We start from the raw sequence: 19,174 nt of genomic DNA, 5'->3' as shown, positions 1-19,174 counted from the left end.
TCTGCTCGACTTCGGGGGGAGTACGTCAATGGGTCTCGGCAAAATTCTGATTCGTCTCGCGGCATCGGTAGCGCTGCTGTTCGGGATCATGTGGGCAATTCCGCAGCTGGCACCTCCGGTGCCTGAACCGTACGAGGGTGTGCAGGTTCTGCCGCCGGTGTCGCCGGAACCCACGGGCTCGACGACATCGCCGCCGCCGCTGCCGCCGGGGTTTCCGTCGATGGAACGCCCGCCACCGAAAATCGAGGTGCCCGACGGGCAGCCGCAGCCCATCGCCACCAAATTCGGCTGGACCTACGAAATACCGGCAGAGTGGCGAAACTTCTCGACCGGAATCGCGGGTTGGTCGAATGCCGGTCGATCGGTCGTCTACGGCTCGATCGGTGATTTCGGGACCAACTACTGCCCGGAATCCGACGGGTCGACGCTCGCCATGTCCGGCATGACCGGGCGCCGCGGGATGGACCTCCACACCGCAGCGCTCGACGCAGCACGAGGTGCAGAGATCATCTTCGGCGACGACTCCGCCGCACCGCCTCGAATCGAGTACTCGCAGCCGAGCGACATCGAGGTCGCAGGCGGGCCTGCTGTGCGATACACCGTAACGGCATCGAGCGTGCACAAGCGAGCCGACTGTGACCCCACGGAGGGGACGTTCGATGTCGTTGCCGTACCGGGGTTTGCGACCGCAACGGTCGCCGTGTTCTTCGTGAAGCTGGACCTTGCTGTCGACGGTGCACTGGACCATTCGGTCGTCGAAGACATCATGTCCACACTCCGCCGTAGCGATCCCCAGGGGTGACGCGATGACCAAGGAACTCCTTTCGGCGGACGCAACAGAAATCGCCGGCCTCGGAAATCTTCTCGATCGCATCGGCGTCGATACGCTGGCCAGTCATCGTTATCTGCTCGACCAGGCGGGCCTGGGCGAGAACGTGGTCGGGCAGATACTGCGCAGACTGCAGCCCTATGTCGATGGCTTCGCGGAGATGACCCGAACTCGGCAGGTTCACTTGTCCGACAACTGCGTGGAGATGGGTGCCGAACTCAACAAAGCTGCCTGGTTGTATGCCGATCAAGATCAAAAGAACTACGACCTGCTGAACGCTCACACGACACCTCCGCCACTACCGGGCATCGACCGCGGCAGTTCGGATCGTGCCGCGGTCGGGCACGTGGACGAATTCGAAGGACCCGCCGACTACGGCCGGCCCCACGGGATCGACTACCCACCAACGAATCCCGTGCTCGACGACCTCCGCGACGTACTCGACGAGGCCGCCGGCTGGCTGGGCGAGATCGACCGAACGATCTTCGAGCTCTCCGGATGGAGCCCACTGAACGAGGCGACCATTCCGATCACCGGCAACTGGAACGAAATCCGTCGAATCGGTCAGGCGTACGAGATCGTGGGTGAGGCGATGGAAGCCGCAGCAGAGTCGTTGGCTGCAGGAGTGCGCCGCGTCGACGGTCACTGGAACGGTGCAGCCGCACAGGCATTCACCGAGTACGCCGACCGACAGACGAACGCGATGCGATGGGAAGGGCATGCCGGCCGAACGATCGCCGCAATCTGTACTGCCATCGCCGAGCAACTTCGTGGCGCAGCGCTGGCAGTGGTCCGGAAAGTCGTCGAATTGCTCGAGTCCGAAGTGGCCGTCGACAACGCCCGCGGTGCGTTGAAGGTCATGCTCAAGAAGGTTCCGGTGGTCGGTGCAGCATGGCAGGTCGAAAGCATCATCGAAATATGCTGGACAGCAATGGATCTGACCAAAGAACTCATCGTGAAGATCGAAAAGGTGGTCGACGACTTCGGCGTATTCCTCGACGCGCTCGGCGACCCCGAAGGCCAGGTGGGCCAGAAGATCGACGACACACTGCGGCCGCTGAACGACTTCCTGGACTACGGCAAGCAAGCCGTCGAAGCGGGCAAGACCGCGGACATCCGACCAGTACTCGACACACCGGACGAGGATTTCTCCGTCGGAACCGGCGACGAACCATGGCGGGACGCATGATCGAGTCACTGCCTCCGCACGCCCGAGCCGCATACGACCATCTGATGGCATCCTGCGGTGAGCTCGAAGCCGCACGCACGCGAGCACTGAACACGGACCTGAAGGCTCGAGCGGGATCCCGCAGGGTCACCGCGGAACTGCTGGCCCGCCTGGCGTCGTCACCGCAAGCGTCGTCCGACCTGATCCAGTACGCAACCCGCGTCGCGTCGGGTGAATGCAGTTGGGAACGAATCGAGGTGGACGCAGATCCGGTGCCACCGGAAGTCGAAGAGCTCAAAGCCGATTCGCAGATCATGTGGCCGTCGGAATGGCCGACTTCGTCGACGGAGGTCCCGTCTCAGCCCTATCGAATCCCGTGGGAATGAGCCGTCGCCAGCGAAGTCTCAGGAACGCGCGACAGTACGTCCGGCAAAGGCCGCGAGGCGCTCGTAGGCATTGGCACCGTCCGGTGCGGGCTGCTCCGGTTCGAAGGCACCGGCGCGGCGTTCGTCGGTCAAATTCTCGGACATGAACTCCAGCCCGTCTTCCGCGACGGTCCGGTCGAAGTCGTCGGTGCCGCGACCGAGTGCGGTCGCGAGGTCCCACGCGTGCACCGAGAATTCCGCGGCGACCATTCCGAGTGGCAGCGGTGATCCTGCGTCGATCTCGGCCAACAGTTCGCGGGTCCTCTCGGTCCACAGCGGAATCGGGTCCGACGACGGCTCGGGTGACGCCGACCAATCGATCTCGCCGCCCCGCGCCATGGTCACCAAATTGGCTGCGGTGTTCACGAGGTGGTCCGTCAGCTCGGCGACGGTCCAGTCGGTACAGGGCGTCGCCGACGCGCGTTCGTCTGCGGTCACTGCGGAGAGCAGAGCGGTGACCTGGCTGATACCGGTTTCGATCTGGGTGCGACTCGTCACGATCGTTGTCCTCGGATCTCTCGGAAGGCTGGGTATGCGGCGAGCGTAGGTGCACCTCGGAGCTCACGCAGCGGAAACGGGGAAGGCACAACCGCACGGTCGACCGGAGGGTCTGGAAGACTGCGGGTTCATGCGGGGAATCATTCTGGCGGGCGGCACAGGCTCGCGTCTTCATCCGATCACGATGGGCGTCAGCAAACAGCTGGTCCCGGTCTACGACAAACCGATGATCTACTACCCGCTCTCGACCCTGATCCTCGCCGGGATCCGCGAGATCCTCATCATCACCACACCCCAGGACGCCGACCAATTCACCCGCCTCCTCGGTGACGGCTCCCAATTCGGCATCTCCCTGACCTACAAGGTCCAGCACGAGCCGAACGGCCTCGCCCAAGCATTCGTCCTCGGAGCCGAGCACATCGGCACCGACTCCGCGGCATTGGTGTTGGGCGACAACATCTTCTACGGCCCCGGCCTGGGCACCCAACTGTCCCGCTTCGAGACCATCGACGGCGGAGCCGTCTTCGCCTACGAAGTCTCCGACCCCACCGCCTACGGCGTCATCGAATTCGACGACAACCGCAAAGCGATCTCCCTCGAAGAGAAACCGGCCGCACCGAAATCGAACTACGCCGTCCCCGGCCTGTACTTCTACGACAACGACGTCATCGCCATCGCCCGCGACCTCACCCCGTCCGCCCGTGGGGAATACGAGATCACCGACGTCAACCGCCACTACCTGGAGGCCGGCCGCCTCCAGGTCGAGGTCCTGCCCCGCGGCACCGCCTGGCTCGACACCGGCACCTTCGACTCCCTCCTCGACGCCTCGAACTACGTGCGCACCATCGAACAACGCCAAGGCCTGAAAATCGGATCCCCCGAAGAAGTGGCCTGGCGACGCGGATTCATCACCGACGACGAACTGCGCGTGCGGGCCGAGAAACTCGTCAAATCCGGCTACGGCACCTACCTGCTCGATCTGATCGACCGAGGGAACCGATGACCTTTCGTGAGCTGAGCATCGCCGGTGCCTACGAATACACCCCACGCCAGTTCGGCGACGACCGCGGCGTGTTCTTCGAATGGTTCAAAGCGAGCCTCTTCGAGAAGACCACCGGCCGAGCATTGGATCTCAAGCAGGCGAACTGCTCGGTCTCCGCCGCCGGAGTGCTGCGCGGCATCCACTTCACCACCAACCCGCCGGGGCAAGCCAAATACGTCACCTGCGCCCGCGGAGCATTCCTCGACGTCATCGTCGACCTGCGTGTCGGCTCCCCGACGTTCGGGCAATGGGACTCGGTGCTGATCGACGACATCGACCGCAAAGCAGTATTCCTGTCCGAAGGACTCGGCCACGCCATCTTGTCCCTGGAAGACAATTCCACCGTCATGTACCTGTGCTCGCTCGAGTACACCCCGGCCCTGGACCGCGACATCAACCCCCTCGACCCCGCCCTGGGCATCGACTGGCCCACCACCGGACGCGACGGATCGCCTCTGACCTACGAGCTCTCCGACAAGGACACAGCCGCCCCCACCCTCGCCCAAGCCCTCGCACGCGGAGACCTGCCGAACCTGTCGTGAGCGTTTTGCGTAGGTCTGGCTACGCAAAACGCGCACGAGGGTGAGCTAGCGAATCTTGAAGATCACGAATCGCTGAACGAGGAAGTTGATGACCGTCGCCGTGCCCTGCGCGATGACGAAGGCCACGTTCGCGTACCAGAAGCCGTCCGGAAGAGCCTGGTAGAGCCAGGTGTAGATGCCCACCTGGACGGCGAAGGTAACTCCGTACAGAGCGACGACGGCGAAGAACCGAGCACGTGACGGAGCCGCATTGAAGGTCCAGCGACGATTGATCAGGTAGGCCGTCGTCGTTCCGAGCACGAAGCCGATGGCCTTGGCCAGCGTCACCCCGACCCCGAACACGAAATGCAGGATCAGGTTGACGCCCTGGTCGACGATGGCCGACAGCACACCCGTCGCCAAGAAACGCAGCACCTGCGTCTTGAGATCGAGGGCCGCGTCGGCGATGTTCTCGGTCAGCGGCAGCTCGACGGGCAGCGGGACGTGATGTTGTAGCTCTTCGTCCTCGGGCGACCAGTCGTCGCCCGTTGAGCCTTCTTCTGCGGAGCGGTCGGGGGTGGACACGAGGACTGACACTAGCCGCTGCCGCGGTGCGGGTACCCTCTTGAGCGATGTCCACGACAGCCGACGACGCACTCTTCCCCCTGGAACCACAGGCCGGGAACACTGCGCCGCTACCCACGCAGACCCGCACGATCTCCGGATTCGGCCGCACCGCGCGATCGACCGGAGAGGTGCTCGCCACCTCCGACCCCGAGCTCATCGCGAACGCGGTCAAGCAGGTCGCCGAGCAGAACGACTCCAAGCCCTCGTACCTGCGACGAGGCGTCATTCCACGTGGCCTCGGCCGCTCCTACGGTGACAACGCACAGAACTCCGGCGGGCTCGTCATAGACATGAAGGCACTCAACCGCATCTACAGCATCGACACCGCGACGCGGATCGTCGATCTGGACGGCGGCGTGAGTCTCGACCAGCTGATGCGCGCCGCGCTTCCGTTCGGTCTGTGGGTCCCGGTGCTGCCCGGTACGCGTCAGGTCACCATCGGTGGGGCCATCGGCTGCGACATTCACGGCAAGAACCATCACAGTGCGGGTAGCTTCGGCAACCACGTCCGCTCGATGGAACTGCTCACCGCAGACGGTCAGATCCGCCACCTGACACCGTCGGGAAAGAACGCCAAGCTGTTCTGGGCAACGGTCGGCGGCAACGGCCTCACCGGCATCATCCTGCGCGCGACCATCGAGATGACGCCGACGGAAACGGCGTACTTCATCAACGACGGCATCCGCACCGAGAGTCTCGACGAGACAGTCGCCGCTCACCAGGACGGCACCGAGGACAACTACACGTACTCGAGCGCCTGGTTCGACGTCATGAGCGCACCGCCCAAGCTCGGGCGCGCAACGATCACTCGTGGATCGCTGGCCAAGTTCGACGAACTTCCCGCGAAACTGCAGAAGGATCCACTGAAGTTCGACGCACCCCAGCTGTTGACGGTGCCGGATATCTTCCCGATCAGTGGTTTGAACAAGCTGTCGATGAGCATGATCGGCGAGGCCTACTACCGCATGGGCGGGAACTACACCGGCAAGGTGCAGAACCTCACGCAGTTCTACCACCCACTCGATCTCGTCGGTGAGTGGAACCGAGGCTACGGGCCCAAGGGATTCCTGCAGTACCAGTTCCTCGTTCCGACCGAGGCCCTCGAAGAGTTCAAGGACATCATCCGGTTCATTCAGCGCTCCGGTCAGTACTCGGCACTCAACGTCTTCAAGCTGTTCGGCCCGGGAAACAAAGCGCCACTGAGCTTTCCGATGGCCGGCTGGAACGTCGCGATGGACTTCCCGATCAAGGCGGGCCTGAACGAGATGGTGCGCGAGCTCGACAAGCGCGTGCTCGAATTCGGTGGCCGTCTGTACACCGCGAAAGATTCGCGCACCGACGCCGAGACGTTCCATTCGATGTACCCGCGGATCGACGAGTGGATCAAGGTCCGTCGATCCGTAGACCCCACAGGCGTTTTCGCCTCCGATATGGCTAGAAGGCTGGAACTGCTGTGACGATAGACGCCGTAGGTAACCCCCAGACGATTCTCGTTCTGGGTGGCACCAGCGAGATCGGTCTCGCGATCACCGAGGAGTACCTGTCGAAGTCTCCGGCACGTGTCATCCTCGCCGCGCTGCCGAACGACCCGCTGCGCGACAGTGCCGTTGCACAACTGACCGCCAAGGGCGCGAAGTCCGTCGACGTCATCGACTTCGATGCACTCGACACCGCATCGCACCCGAAGGTCATCGACGCCGCCTGGGCCAAGGGTGACGTCGATGTCGCCATCGTCGCCTTCGCCGTCGACTTCGATGCCGAGCAGCTCTGGCAGGACCAGCGCAAGGCCGTCCTCGCCGCGAACATCAACTACACCGCTTCGGTGTCGGTCGGTGTGCTGCTGGGCGAGAAGATGAAGGCCCAGGCGTACGGCCGCATCATCGTCATGTCCTCGGTGGCAGGCGAGCGGGTTCGTCGCTCCAACTTCGTCTACGGCTCCACCAAGGCCGGCCTCGACGGGTTCTACCTCGGACTCGGAGAAGCGTTGCGCGAGTTCGGACCTCGGGTCACCGTCGTTCGCCCGGGCATGGTGCGCACCAAGTTCAGCGCGCACGTCAAGGAAGCGCCGATGACGGTCGACAAGGAGGTCATCGCGAAGCTTGCGGTGAACGCGTCGCGCAAGGGCACTCCCCTCATCTGGACTCCTGCTCCCTGGCGTCTGGTGATGATGGTGCTGCGGCACGTACCGCGGCCGATCTTCCGCAAGCTGCCCATCTAACTGCATGACTGTCGGGGTTGCGCCGGCGCGCAGAACTGCTTCTGCCGTCGGAGAAATAGTTGCCGGAATCCTCGTCGCAGTCGTCGTGGCTACGGTCGGGTTGTACGCCTTCTCACTGGTTCAGTGGCCGGCGTTCAACTCGTCCAACGTCACTCGCGCTCTGACGACCCTGGGTCAGGTAGTAGCTGCGGCACTGTTCGCCACGTCGATCTACCTGTACCGAATCCACAAGTGGCCGTGGATCGCTCGACTCTCGGCGTGGGTCGGCCTGTCCGGCTTCGTCACCGTCACCCTCGGCATGCCCTTGGCGGCAACCAAGCTGTACCTGTTCGGCATCTCGGTCGACCAGGAGTTCCGCACCGAATACCTGACGCGCCTGACCGATTCGGCGTCGTTGCGCGACATGACGTACACCGACATCCCGCCGTTCTACCCCGCCGGTTGGTTCTGGCTCGGCGGACGCGTCGGCAACGTGTTGGGCATGGACGGGTGGGAAGTATTCAAGCCCTACGCAATCGGGCTGCTCGCCGTCACATCGGTGGTCGCATTCGTGTTGTGGAAGGCCCTGATTCGCAGCGACTGGGCCGTCGCCGTCAGTGCCGTCACCACTGCGCTCGTCGTCGCCTACGCCTCCCCCGAGGCCTACAGCGCCGTCATCGTGTTGCTGTTCGCCCCGGCACTTGTGCTGGCATGGGGTGCGTTGCACAGAAAAGCGGCCGGCGGGTGGGGAGCGGCGGCAGGCACCGGCCTCTTCCTCGGACTGGCCGCGACGTTCTACACCCTGTACCTGGGCCTGGCCGCATTCACCGTCGTACTCATGGCGCTGTTCGCCGCTGTTCTCGCCTATCGCGAGCGCAAGACCTGGAACGTACTGGTGCCCATCGCGATCAAGGTCGCCTCGATCGCCGCCATCTCCGGCGTCATCGCCGCGACGGTGTGGCTGCCGTATCTCATCGACTTCCTGCGCGGAGCACCGTCCACATCGGGCACAGCCCTGCATTACCTACCCGAAGCCGGTGCAACACTTCCCTTCCCGATGTTCGAGTTCTCCATGTCGGGTGCGCTGTGCCTGATCGGCACGGTGTGGGTGGCGGTGCGCTTCTCCTCCTCGCGTCGAGCGCAGGCACTCGGCGTCGGCGTCGTCTCGATCTATCTGTGGACACTGTTATCCATGGCCGCCACGGCCGCGGGCACCACGTTACTTTCCTTTCGGCTCGAAGCGGTTTTGATCGTATTGCTGGGCAGCGCAGGAGTTTTCGGCTTTCTCGAAGGTAGTCACGCGATCTACCAGGCCATCAACGAACCGCCCAAGTTCCGTATCGCGGCCGTAGTCGTGGCGATCATCGGTGCCATGGCCTTCGCGCAGAACATCCCCCAGGTACTGCAGAGCGAGATCACCGTCGCGTACTCCGACACCGACGGTGACGGCAACCGCGCCGACATGCGCCCACCGAGCGCGGTCTCGTACTACCGCGAGGTCGACGACGCCATCACCGAGCAAACCGAGCGCCCGCGCGACGAGACGGTCGTGCTGACCGCGGACACCTCGTTCCTCAGCTACTACCCGTACTTCGGCTTCCAAGGACTGACCTCGCACTACGCCAACCCGCTGGCGCAGTTCGATCAGCGAGCCGCCGCCATCGAGCGGTGGACCGAGCTCGAGACACCCGACCAATTGATCGAGGCGTTGAACACCAGCCAGTGGCGCGCGCCGGACGCCTTCCTGTTCCGACGTGGTGCCGACGGCTACACCCTGCGCTTGGCCGAGGACGTCTACCCGAACGACCCCAACGTGCGCCGCTACACCGTGACCTTCCCCGAGGCACTGTTCGAGGATCCACGCTTCACGGTCACCGACATCGGGCCGTTCGCGTTGGTGGTGCGCACCGCGTGACCGACATCGGGGTTCGGCACGATCGAACGTCGAGTGTCAGCCCAGCCAACCGGACGTACCCGGGTCGGTGGGGCTCGTACTGTTCACGATCAGCGTGTGTGCGGCTGTGCAGACCTGGGCTGGATCGACGGTGAGGAAGTACCTCCACTGATTCGACCCCGACGCTGGAGCGTCGGGGTCGAGTGGGCGTGCGACCAGGGCGCAGTAGAACCGTTGGCCGATCACGGCGATGGCACCGATTCTCTCCGAGGGTTGAACCAGGTCGGCGTGGCGTACCCCGTCGGTGGCGGTGAAGAGCGCGCGAGGTGCATCGAGTGCTTTCACATACGGGTGTTTGCGTGCGAGACGCCGCAGCGTTCGCGCCATGTCGGCGGTGCACATGTCGGGTTCTCGAAATGCGATCACAATCGTCAGAGCTTCGGTGGTGGCCATTGCGAAATCGAGCAGGTGGTTGGAGATGGACGTGAGGACCGAGATCGACGTCGTGTCGGTGGCGCGGTCGTCGAGGATCTCTGTCAACGGCCTCGTCACAGGAGGGCGTGGCTGTATCGGAAAGGCCGACGTCGGGGATGCATCGAGGGGGGCGGGCCGGCCGAGATGAAATCCTTGTCCGTAAGCGGCACCCCACGCGATCGCCTTCTCCTTCTGTCTCTCGGTTTCTATTCCTTCGGCGATGAGTGCAACATCGAACCGGCTCGCGTAGGCAAGAACGGCGAGCAAGGTGGCGAGCTTGTCGCCCGAGAGGTCGTCGGCGAGCAACGATCTGTCGAGTTTGATCACCTCGGGTGCGAGAAGGGGCAGGACCACCATCGAGTCGGGGTCGGCACCGACGTCGTCGAGAGCGATGATGATGCCGTCGCGTCGGAGTCGGTCGGCTGATCGGAGTAGACGCGCCGGGTCGGTGAGCAGGGAGCGTTCAGCAAATTCCGCGACGGGCCGAACCTGCGATCCGCCTCCGCGCAACAGTTCGCTGAGGTGACGGGCCGAGGTCGACGAGTTCTCGGAGGACATTGCTTCGGCTTCTATGTTGACGAACAACGTACGTGGCGGGTGGTCGGCGGGGGTGAACTGTGCCGCTGCAGTGACTGCCGAGGCTATGCATCTGCGGTCCAGCTCCTCGGCCATCCCCATGGTGCGAGCGACGTCGAAGATCTGGTCTGGCGAGTTGTCCGGAAACGCCGGCCACCTGGTGAGCGCCTCGTGCGCAACCACCAGCCCGGTCCTCGAGTCGACGATCGGCTGAAAGACCGAGATCAGTGAGCTGAACCGCTCGTCGAAGTCACCGTCGACGCCCAACATTCACCCCATGTTCTCGATCCCAGCGCTGCACGTGCACAGAGACTTCCGTTCCCTGCGCCGAGGCACGCGGGGGCGTCGTCTGGATACGGACTTTGCCACAGTGGTGGTTCAGGCGGCTGTGTTGCTCCTCAATAGCTGTGCGCGGCCGCACTGTCGGCGAGTCTTCAGTAACGTGAAGCAGTCTGATATCCCTCCCGGCCGTCGGACATGATCGGCGTTGCTTGTCGTCGACAGTCATCCGAAAGATGCGGAGCATCAGCAATGTCAGAGCACAGCGTGTTCGACCCATCCGAGCGCGAACAGGACTCGGTGGTCCGTGCACTGCTCGATGATCCCAATGTCGGTGTCGTGGACACGACACCCGATCAACTGGCCTCGCTTCGCGAGTTACTTCCTGCGACGGCCGGTGACTCCGAGGAATTGCCACGGTGGGTGCACTACCCATGGCGGCGCACAGTGGTGCGGGTCCTCGGTCCACGCGGGTTCGATCGGCTACGACTGGACCGCAACAGAAACAAGATCACGTCCGAGGAACAAGCTCGGTTCAGAGGCCTGCGAGTGGGAGTTGTCGGGTTGAGCGTCGGCCATGCCGTCGCTCATACCCTCGCGCTGGAAGGACTGTGCGGCGAGTTGCGTCTGGCCGACTTCGATGAGCTCGATCTCTCCAATCTCAACCGTGTCCCGTCCTCGGTGTTCGACTTGGGCCTGAACAAGGCGGTCGTCGCGGCCCGACGGATCGCCGAACTCGACCCCTACCTGAATGTGCAGGTCTTCGCGGACGGTGTGACGGCCGAGACGCTCGATGGCTTTCTGGACGGGCTCGATCTCGTTGTGGAGGAATGCGACTCGATCGACACCAAACTGCTGGTCCGCCATCACGCCCGCGCCCGAGGCATCCCCGTGGTCATGGAGACCAGCGATGGAGGCGTTCTCGATGTCGAACGCTTCGATCTCGAACCCGACAGACCGGTGTTCCACGGACTGCTCGGCGAGATGAAGATCGCGGATGTGGCCGATATGACCATCGAGCAAAAAAGCACGATCGCAGCGACGTTGCTCGAGCCGAGCAAACTGACCCCGCGAATGATCGCATCGGTGCCGGAAATCGGGCGGACGCTCTCGACCTGGCCACAGCTCGGCGGAGACGTCGCGCTCGGTGGTGCCGCTGTGACCGCTGCGGTGAGGGCGTTCGGCCGCGGTGAACCGCTCCCGTCCGGTCGGCGGCGAATAGACCTGGATGCGTTGGTGCGCACCGGACTCGACCCGGCAGCCGACGCTGAGAACGCCTGAGCGGGCGCACCAGCGGCCGGAGGCATCGCCAGATACTGTCTATGGGGTTCGCCCGACATTGATCCGAGGAAACACCCGATGAACGTGATCGACAACTCGTCTCGTCGGCGAGCGAACTCCTGGCGGTCACGGCTCGATACCCGCACTACCGCAGTCATTGCCAGCGCCACCGGTGCCGTACCGATGTTGGCTATTGCCCTGTTGTCTCCGACGTTCTTGCGGCCGAACGCGCTTCCGATTCTCATCGGGGTGCTGACGTTCACCGCTGTCACCGTGCTCTTTGCCGCCAAAGTGGGGCGTTTGAGCGAAGGTCAATTCGCCGTTCTGGGCTTCGGCGGCATGACCGGAGTCGCTATCAGCGCCTACCTGATCGCCGATCCGTCCGGGACGCGCGCGGTCACCTCGATGCTGGCCATCGTTCCGGCAATTGCGGCATCCAGCTCACCGCCGCGCGTGACCGCCCGTCTGTCGGCGGCCTCGGTCGTCATGGCCACGGTGCTGTCCGTGGTCAGTGTGGGATCCTCCGGGTGGGCGGTGACCGCCGTTGCGATCGGTGCCGCCGCGACCACGGTGCTGGTGCCGGTTGCGCTCATCGGCGGCCTGCGCCGAACCCTGTCCTCGGTCAACGAGAAACTGCAACGGCTGGCCGACACGGACCCGTTGACGGGTCTGGTCAATCGCCGTGGACTGCTCTCGAATGCCCAGATCCTCGTGCAGGAGGCGTGCGAGCGGAGGGAACCACTGTCTGCTCTCGTCGTCGATGTCGACTATTTCAAGACCGTCAACGACACCGCCGGTCACACAGCCGGAGACCGAACGCTCGCAGCAGTCGCCGATACCCTGGCTCGCGCTGTACACGCAGAGGTCGGCGAATCCGAAGCGGTTATCGCGCGAACCGGTGGCGAAGAGTTCCTGATCCTCGCCCCGCACCGAGACGGTCACGACCTGACGCAGCAGATACTCGATCTCATCCGGTCCGACTGCCCGGTCACGGTCAGCATCGGAACGGTGACACTCGACGTACGGCCCACTGCACCCGGTGACCCGGCGTTGCCCACCGCAGACGTTGCTTCCGGCGGATCGGGCGGTCTCGATCAGGTGCTCGACGCCGTCGTCCGTGCCGCCGACGCCGCGCTCTACCGCGCCAAAGCCGACGGTCGAGACAGGGCGTACCACGCGGGCACACTCACGATCGACTGGTCGGGCAGCCCCAGGTCCGGACAGACGCGGACGAGCCGCCCCAAAGACTCCACCAGCCGTCACGCCACCGATGGAATGCGCTGACCGTACCCACACAGTGAGCGGGCCTCGCGAACCATCGACTGCCACACCTCGGGCCTCGCGTTGCGGGCCAGCGAGTCCATGTCCCACCACATCATGACGGTCCTGTACTGCTCACTCGGGTACGCCGCGGCAGGGATGGCGTGGTCGATCCGCCCACCGGAGCTCTCCCACAAACGCAGGACGTGATCGGCCGCGCTGGCGAACAGGTATCGGCTACCGGTCAATTCGAGCGTGGGCAATGCTGTTCTCGCCAGGACATTCGACACCGTCCGCCCAGCGGCCCCCGCATCCACCCACGCGCTCTTCATTTCCACGATCCCGTGCGAGAGCCGAGCGTGCAACAGTTCGGTGACCAGCGGCAGTCCAGGCGAGTCCTCCCATTCGGTCAACACGTGGGATTGCTCGATCATCGTGTACGGGCCTTGGGCTCTGACGCCGCCGAGCATCTGCCCTGCCTCGTCGAGCACCACGTAGAACAGGGTTGTCGTTGCGCCCGAAGCGACTTCGTCCATATCGAGTGCAGCGGTGACACCATGGCGTGAATACGATTCCCACGCTCCTTCGACGTAGCGGGACCACAGTTCCGGGGAACCCGATGGCGTCGCGGCCGTCAATGTCATGGTTCCCCCGGCGCAACGCGTCGACCAGGGACCGGCATCGAGCCCTTCTCGGAGAGGGCCGGGCATATCGGGTTCGTGTGCCAGTGAGCTCGGCCGATGTGCCGAGTGGACGCTAGGGAGTACGGGGGTCGTCAACGGTGAACTCCTGAGTGATACTCGACAACCCTTCTGAGGCACGTCGAGCGTGTTGTTTGATTTTTGAACAGTTATCAGAGTCATTGTGCAACAAACAAGCGCCCGGACCGAGGTTTGCTGCCGAAACATACTTCAAGTTCTTTTTGCACGTTTCGGTTGTGCTATGTCACTGCGGTATTCGGTTAATGGGCCGGAATTTTATGACCAGCAACAAGGTCCGGGGGTCTGCGCTCGCAGAGCGGACAGGCTCCCGCCCAACGGTGTGACCCACGTCGTTCAGGTTTCCGCCTGCCGTGATCTTTCTGTAACCTCGACGCGATGACCACCCACGACCAGAGAGTTCTCGAGCGGCAGCCGACCACGGCACCGGCTCGACACTCCGGCGTCGGACGCGGTGACGCTGTTGCGGCGGTGGGATTCCTTGTGGCCGCGGTGTACGTCCTTCAGGGCCAGTGGCGCAATCTTTCGGGCGGCTACCTCTACAACAGCGGCCAGGACCAGACGATGTGGGAGTGGTTCTTCTCCGTCGCCGCCCATGCCGTCGCACATCTGGACAACCCGCTGTCGAGTGACCTGCAGAATTACCCGCTCGGGGTGAATCTGATGGCGAACACCGCGATGTTCGGCATCTCGATCCCCCTGGCCCCGATCACATTGCTCTTCGGACCGACCGTCACCTGGGCGATCGCCCTCACCGCCGGCCTCGCCGGAACCTCGTTCGCCTGGTACTGGCTGTTCTCGCGTCAGCTGAACGCCTCCAAGGGCGCGGCCGCGATCGGTGGCGCTCTGTGCGGCTTCGCACCCGGAGCAATTTCACACGCCAACGGGCACCCCAACTTCGTGGTGCTGTTCCTGCTTCCGGTCATCGCGATGCTGGTCACGCGCATCGCCCACGGCGGCGGAACCACCAAGAACACCGTCGGGCTCGGCTTGATCGTCGCGCTGCAGATCCTTCTCGGCGAAGAGCCGCTGCTGATTTTCGCGATGTCGTTCGCCATCTTCGCCGTCGCCTACTACGTGACCCGGCCACGTTCGCTGTGGCCGGCTGTGCGCAATGCCGTGCCCCGGCTCGCTGTATCGGCCACGATCGCACTGGCCATTGTCGCGCTTCCGCTGTGGTGGCAGTTCTTCGGACCGCAGTCGTACTCCTTCCTCGAACACGGACCGATGGGCAACGACGCGAAGGCCCTGTTCCAGTTCCCGACGCAATCGATCGGTGGCGTCGCGACTCCAGGGCAGAACGTCCGCATCAACGCCACCGAGGAGAACGCGTACTTCGGGTGGCCGCTGCTGGTGCTGTGCCTGGTGGCTGCCGTGTGGATGTGGCGCGTCGCGTGCGCCCGTGCCGCCGCGGCAACGGCAATCGTCATGAGCGTGCTCTCGCTCGGTGCGACGCTGATGATCGGCAAGAACGACACCGGCATCACCCTGCCGTGGACGAAGCTCGCCGAGTACCCACTCGTCGAATCCGTCCTCGAGACCCGCTTCGCGTTGGGCGCGGTGCCTGCGCTGGCCCTGCTGCTCGTGCTGGCCACCGACCGCACGTTCCGTAACGGACTGCGCCCACTGCCGGCCTTCTGGATCGCCGGCCTCGCCCTCGCACTCGTTCCGCTGATCCCGACGCCGCTGGTTGCCGTCGACAAATCTCCGACGCCGGAGTTCTTCGCCGACGGCGAGTGGGAGAACTACGTCGACGACGGTTCCGTCGTCACCGTGCCCCTGCCACGGCCCGAGGACGCCCGCCCGCTGCGCTGGCAGATGGACGCCGACATGGGCTTCAAGCTGGCAGCCGGATACTTCGTCGGACCGAGTGATCAAGAAGAGAAGGTTGCCAAGTACGGAGCCGTCGACCGGCCGACGGCACTGTTGCTGGGCTCGGTGTACGACCGAGGCACTGTCCCGGAGATAACCGACGATCAACGTGCGCAGGCCGTCGAGGATCTGACGTTCTGGGAGGCGGACGTGGTCGTACTGCCGCCGAGCAAGCGGACCGTTGCACTGCGCACCACCGTCACCGAACTGCTCGGCGTCCAGCCGCAATACACCGGTGGCGTGTGGGTGTGGGATGTGCGGACGCTCGTCCAATAGCATCGTCGGCGTGCCCGAGACCGCTCCGAACGTCAAGACCGCCCGGCTGATAGCGATCGTCACCGGAATCGTCGGTGCACTCCTGGCCATCGCGACTCCCCTGCTGCCGGTTCAGCAGGACGTCGCGACGCTGTCGTGGCCACAGAGCTCGTTCGGCAGCGTGAACGCCCCGTTGGTGAGCTACTCGCCCGTCGACCTCGAGGCAACCGTTCCGTGCAGCGCGGCCACTGCTCTCACCGACGGCGGCACGCTGGTCTCCACCGCACCCATCGCCGCTGCGAAGACCGAGCAGAAGGCACTGATCGTTCGGGTCGACGACGGCCGTCTGCAGGTGCTGCTGCGCGATCGCGTTCTTGCCGAGGCACCCGTCGACGAGCTGAGCGGTAACTGCGCGCTGACCGTGTCGTCGAACGCCACTCGCACGACCGTCGACCTCGACGGCCAGGCGAATACTGTGGACGGAGACATCCGGCCCCAGGTCGTCGGCGTGTTCACCGATCTCACGGCACCGGTCGACGGCCTGAACGTGCGCGTGGACATCGACTCGCGCTATTCCTCGACTCCGACGACGTTCAAGTTGCTGGCGATGATCGTCGGCGCACTCGCCATCATCGCCTCCCTGTTCGCGCTGCATCGACTCGACGGCATGGACGGGCGACGCCACCGACGATTCCTTCCCTCGCGCTGGAAATCCGTTACCGGAGTCGACGCCGTTGTGGTGGGCGTGCTGATGCTCTGGCACTTCATCGGCGCGAACACCTCCGACGACGGTTATCTGCTCAACATGGCCCGCGTCTCCGAGAACGCCGGTTACATGGCCAACTACTTCCGTTGGTTCGGCGTCCCGGAGGCGCCGTTCGGCATGCCCTACTACGACATGCTCGCCGCCCTAGCCAAGGTCAGCACGGCCAGCATCTGGATGCGCCTGCCCGCCACCATCGCCGCGCTGCTGTGCTGGCTGGTCATCAGCCGCGAGGTCATCCCGCGTCTGGGCCGCGCGGTGCTCACCAACCGCGTCGCACTGTGGACCGCGGGCCTGGTGTTCCTCGCCTTCTGGCTGCCCTACGACAACGGATTGCGTCCCGAACCGATCATCGCTCTCGGCGCATTGCTCACGTGGTGCTCGATCGAACGCGCCATCGCCACCGGGCGACTGTTGCCCGCCGCGATCGGCACACTGATCGCCGCGTTCTCCCTCGCCGCCGGACCCACCGGACTGATCGCCGTCGCCGCTCTGCTCGCAGGGCTGCGCCCATTGGTGATGATCGTGGTCAAGCGAGCTCGGGAGGTAGGTCTGCTCGCCGTTCTCGCGCCGCTGGTCGCGTCGGGACTGGCGGTGCTGATCGCGATCTTCGCCGACCAGACTCTGAGCACCGTGCTCGAAGCCACCCGGGTGCGCTCGGCCATCGGACCGAACGTGCCGTGGTTCGAAGAGCGCGTGCGCTGGGACGCATTGATGACCATCTCACCCGACGGCTCGCTCGCCCGACGGTTCGGCATGTTCGCGATGCTGCTGTGCATCGTCGTGTGCATCGCGGTGATGCTCCGCAAGAACGGACGCATCCCCGGAACAGCCACCGGGCCATCGCGTCGGATACTCGGAATCATCTTGGGTGCACTGGCTTTGATGATGTTCACCCCCACCAAGTGGACCCACCACTTCGGTGTGTACGCCGGTCTCGCGGCGTCGCTGGCCGCATTGGCGGCAGTGGCCGTCACCGCGGCGACCGTCCGATCTCCACGCAACAGAACCCTGTTCACTGCCGCGGTTCTGTTCCTGACTGCGGTGGCATTCACCAGTTCCAACGGCTGGTGGTACGTCTCGAGCTACGGAATTCCGTGGTTCGACAAGCCGCCGTCCATTGCCGGCAAGGGCTTTTCGACGATCCTGCTCGGCCTGACGGTTCTGACGCTGCTCTACGCCGCCTACCAGCACGTCCGATTGCCTTATCGCAGAAAAGAACCCACCACACGACGCCGATTCGCGCCGTCCGCACTGACCATCGTCGCCGGCGGCGTCGTCGCCTTCGAAGTGCTCTCCTTCGCCAAAGGTGCTGTGGCGCAATACCCCGCGTACTCCATCGCCCGCTCCAACTTCTCGGCTCTCGCCGGAAACTCGTGCGGACTCGCCGGTGACGTGCAGGTGGAAACCGACGTCAACGGATCGGTGCTGCAACCGATCGACCCAGCGGCGGACGCACTCGGAGCGGGCGGTAGTACCGGATTCACGCCCGACGGCGTCGCCCAGGATCTGACCGCAGACTCCGAGGACACCGCGCAGGGCAGCGCCAACTCCATCCGACCCGAGGACTCCGAACAGAGCGCGGCGGCAACCTCGTCGAACTCCGCGGGCACCTCCGGCGGTACCAACGAGAACGTCGGAATCAACGGTAGCTCGGTCGCCCTGCCCTTCGGCTTGAATCCCGCGACCACTCCGGTGCTGGGTAGCTTCGGTGCCACCGAGCCTGCATCGCTGACCTCCGGTTGGTACCAGCTCTCCGACACCGACCGCGGCGACCTGATCGCCATCGCCGCCGCAGGCCGAATCCGATCGGTGGACAAGGACGGCATCGTCACCCCGGGCCAACGCGTCGAACTGGAATACGGGCGCCGCGACGGTAGCGACGTCCAGGCACTGGGCCGCGTCACGCCTCTCGATATCGGCCCGTCGCCGTCGTGGCGCAACCTGCGGGTCCCGATGAGCGATCTACCGGCCGAGGCAGACGTCGTTCGCATCGTCGCCGAGGACAACGACCTGGCCGGCGATCAATGGCTTGCCGTCACCCCGCCGCGGGTCCCGAAGACACAGACGCTGAACTCGCTCGTCGGATCGACCGACCCGGTGTTGCTGGACTGGGCCGTCGGACTGGCCTTCCCGTGCCAACGACCGTTCGATCATCGGGACGGCGTCGCCGAGGTGCCGAAGTACCGGATTCTGCCCGACCGCACCGGGGCCGAATCCACCAACGCCTGGCAGGACTCGATCGGCGGCGGCCCACTCGGCTGGACCGAACTGCTCCTCGGGGCGCAGACGCTGCCGTCGTATCTCGCCGACGACTACGCCCGAGACTGGGGCTCGATCGAGAGATACATGCCACTCGACCCGGCCGCACAGCAGGCCGAGATCGCCGTCGAGCAGCAGTCTCGGTCGGGACTGTCCAGCGACGGACCGATGAAAACAGACTGAAGTCCCGTTTCCCGGCGGGTTACGGGGACGGTGCCTGTGTGACCTCTTC

At 64.5% G+C, this 19,174-nt stretch carries 16 protein-coding genes; 12 read left to right on the top strand and 4 right to left on the bottom strand.

Annotated elements, in window-relative coordinates; genetic code table 11:
- Nucleotides 1-28 precede the first annotated feature (28 nt).
- Genes ACQR3T_RS11760 through ACQR3T_RS11750 form a run of 3 tightly spaced genes read left to right on the top strand, consistent with a single transcriptional unit; the run spans nt 29 to nt 2,383 of the window.
- Nucleotides 29-802 carry a hypothetical protein gene (locus tag ACQR3T_RS11760; protein ID WP_428693510.1) on the top strand — a complete coding sequence of 258 codons (774 nt, stop codon included), beginning with the start codon at nt 29-31 and terminating at the stop codon, nt 800-802.
- Between the two features lie 4 nt (nt 803-806).
- Complete coding sequence (locus tag ACQR3T_RS11755) at nt 807-2,018, top strand: WXG100 family type VII secretion target (protein WP_428693509.1); 1,212 nt, start codon at nt 807-809, stop codon at nt 2,016-2,018.
- Nucleotides 2,015-2,383, top strand: coding sequence for a hypothetical protein (locus ACQR3T_RS11750; protein ID WP_428693508.1), 369 nt, complete (start codon nt 2,015-2,017; stop codon nt 2,381-2,383). Before ACQR3T_RS11755 ends, ACQR3T_RS11750 begins: the two co-directional genes overlap by 4 nt.
- Nucleotides 2,384-2,401: 18 nt before the next feature.
- Here ACQR3T_RS11750 and ACQR3T_RS11745 read toward each other — a convergent pair whose 3' ends face one another.
- The gene (locus ACQR3T_RS11745) at nt 2,402-2,920 is read right to left on the bottom strand and encodes a maleylpyruvate isomerase family mycothiol-dependent enzyme (RefSeq protein WP_428693507.1); all 519 of its coding nucleotides are present in this window, start codon (nt 2,918-2,920) and stop codon (nt 2,402-2,404) included.
- Nucleotides 2,921-3,050: 130 nt separating this feature from the next.
- Between ACQR3T_RS11745 and rfbA the strand changes: the two genes are divergently transcribed.
- Together rfbA and ACQR3T_RS11735 are read left to right on the top strand one after the other, a co-directional pair.
- On the top strand, nt 3,051-3,923 hold the full coding sequence (gene rfbA, locus ACQR3T_RS11740) for a glucose-1-phosphate thymidylyltransferase RfbA (RefSeq protein WP_032381096.1): 873 nt from the start codon (nt 3,051-3,053) through the stop codon (nt 3,921-3,923).
- The gene (locus ACQR3T_RS11735) at nt 3,920-4,504 is read left to right on the top strand and encodes a dTDP-4-dehydrorhamnose 3,5-epimerase family protein (protein WP_428693506.1); all 585 of its coding nucleotides are present in this window, start codon (nt 3,920-3,922) and stop codon (nt 4,502-4,504) included. The genes rfbA and ACQR3T_RS11735 overlap by 4 nt, the downstream gene beginning before the upstream one ends.
- Nucleotides 4,505-4,549: 45 nt before the next feature.
- On the opposite strand, the gene ACQR3T_RS11730 is transcribed toward ACQR3T_RS11735, so the two are convergent.
- Entirely contained in the window at nt 4,550-5,068 is a 519-nt protein-coding gene (locus ACQR3T_RS11730) for a GtrA family protein (protein WP_428693505.1), read from the bottom strand.
- A 47-nt stretch (nt 5,069-5,115) separates the two neighbouring features.
- Here ACQR3T_RS11730 and ACQR3T_RS11725 point away from each other — a divergent pair, with 47 nt between their 5' ends.
- Genes ACQR3T_RS11725 through ACQR3T_RS11715 form a run of 3 tightly spaced genes read left to right on the top strand, consistent with a single transcriptional unit; the run spans nt 5,116 to nt 9,222 of the window.
- A complete protein-coding gene (locus ACQR3T_RS11725; protein WP_428693504.1) occupies nt 5,116-6,567 on the top strand; it encodes an FAD-binding protein in 1,452 nt (483 codons plus the stop codon).
- Nucleotides 6,564-7,328 (top strand): decaprenylphospho-beta-D-erythro-pentofuranosid-2-ulose 2-reductase, encoded by a 765-nt coding sequence (locus ACQR3T_RS11720; protein WP_149407733.1) that lies wholly within the window; start codon nt 6,564-6,566, stop codon nt 7,326-7,328. Before ACQR3T_RS11725 ends, ACQR3T_RS11720 begins: the two co-directional genes overlap by 4 nt.
- Nucleotides 7,329-7,332: 4 nt before the next feature.
- Complete coding sequence (locus ACQR3T_RS11715; protein ID WP_428693503.1) at nt 7,333-9,222, top strand: galactan 5-O-arabinofuranosyltransferase; 1,890 nt, start codon at nt 7,333-7,335, stop codon at nt 9,220-9,222.
- 36 nt (nt 9,223-9,258) lie between these two features.
- On the opposite strand, the gene ACQR3T_RS11710 is transcribed toward ACQR3T_RS11715, so the two are convergent.
- A complete protein-coding gene (locus tag ACQR3T_RS11710) occupies nt 9,259-10,521 on the bottom strand; it encodes an EAL domain-containing protein (RefSeq protein ID WP_428693502.1) in 1,263 nt (420 codons plus the stop codon).
- A 261-nt stretch (nt 10,522-10,782) separates the two neighbouring features.
- Here ACQR3T_RS11710 and ACQR3T_RS11705 point away from each other — a divergent pair, with 261 nt between their 5' ends.
- Together ACQR3T_RS11705 and ACQR3T_RS11700 are read left to right on the top strand one after the other, a co-directional pair.
- Nucleotides 10,783-11,811, top strand: coding sequence for an Rv1355c family protein (locus ACQR3T_RS11705; RefSeq protein ID WP_052071057.1), 1,029 nt, complete (start codon nt 10,783-10,785; stop codon nt 11,809-11,811).
- Nucleotides 11,812-11,889: 78 nt separating this feature from the next.
- Entirely contained in the window at nt 11,890-13,095 is a 1,206-nt protein-coding gene (locus ACQR3T_RS11700; RefSeq protein WP_428693501.1) for a diguanylate cyclase, read from the top strand.
- On the opposite strand, the gene ACQR3T_RS11695 is transcribed toward ACQR3T_RS11700, so the two are convergent.
- Entirely contained in the window at nt 13,071-13,781 is a 711-nt protein-coding gene (locus ACQR3T_RS11695; RefSeq protein WP_428693500.1) for a hypothetical protein, read from the bottom strand. The genes ACQR3T_RS11700 and ACQR3T_RS11695 overlap by 25 nt on opposite strands.
- Nucleotides 13,782-14,168: 387 nt before the next feature.
- On the opposite strand from ACQR3T_RS11695, the gene ACQR3T_RS11690 reads away from it, so the two are divergent.
- Nucleotides 14,169-15,938, top strand: coding sequence for a glycosyl transferase (locus ACQR3T_RS11690; protein ID WP_032381089.1), 1,770 nt, complete (start codon nt 14,169-14,171; stop codon nt 15,936-15,938).
- Entirely contained in the window at nt 15,916-19,125 is a 3,210-nt protein-coding gene (locus ACQR3T_RS11685) for an arabinosyltransferase domain-containing protein (protein ID WP_428693499.1), read from the top strand. The genes ACQR3T_RS11690 and ACQR3T_RS11685 overlap by 23 nt, the downstream gene beginning before the upstream one ends.
- Nucleotides 19,126-19,174: the final 49 nt, after the last annotated feature.

Origin of the sequence: Rhodococcus sp. IEGM1428, from assembly GCF_050321865.1 — a bacterium.
Lineage (GTDB): Bacteria > Actinomycetota > Actinomycetes > Mycobacteriales > Mycobacteriaceae > Rhodococcoides.
The sequence above is the reverse complement of the archived record's forward strand: the minus strand, read 5'-3'. Positions and strand labels throughout refer to the sequence as shown.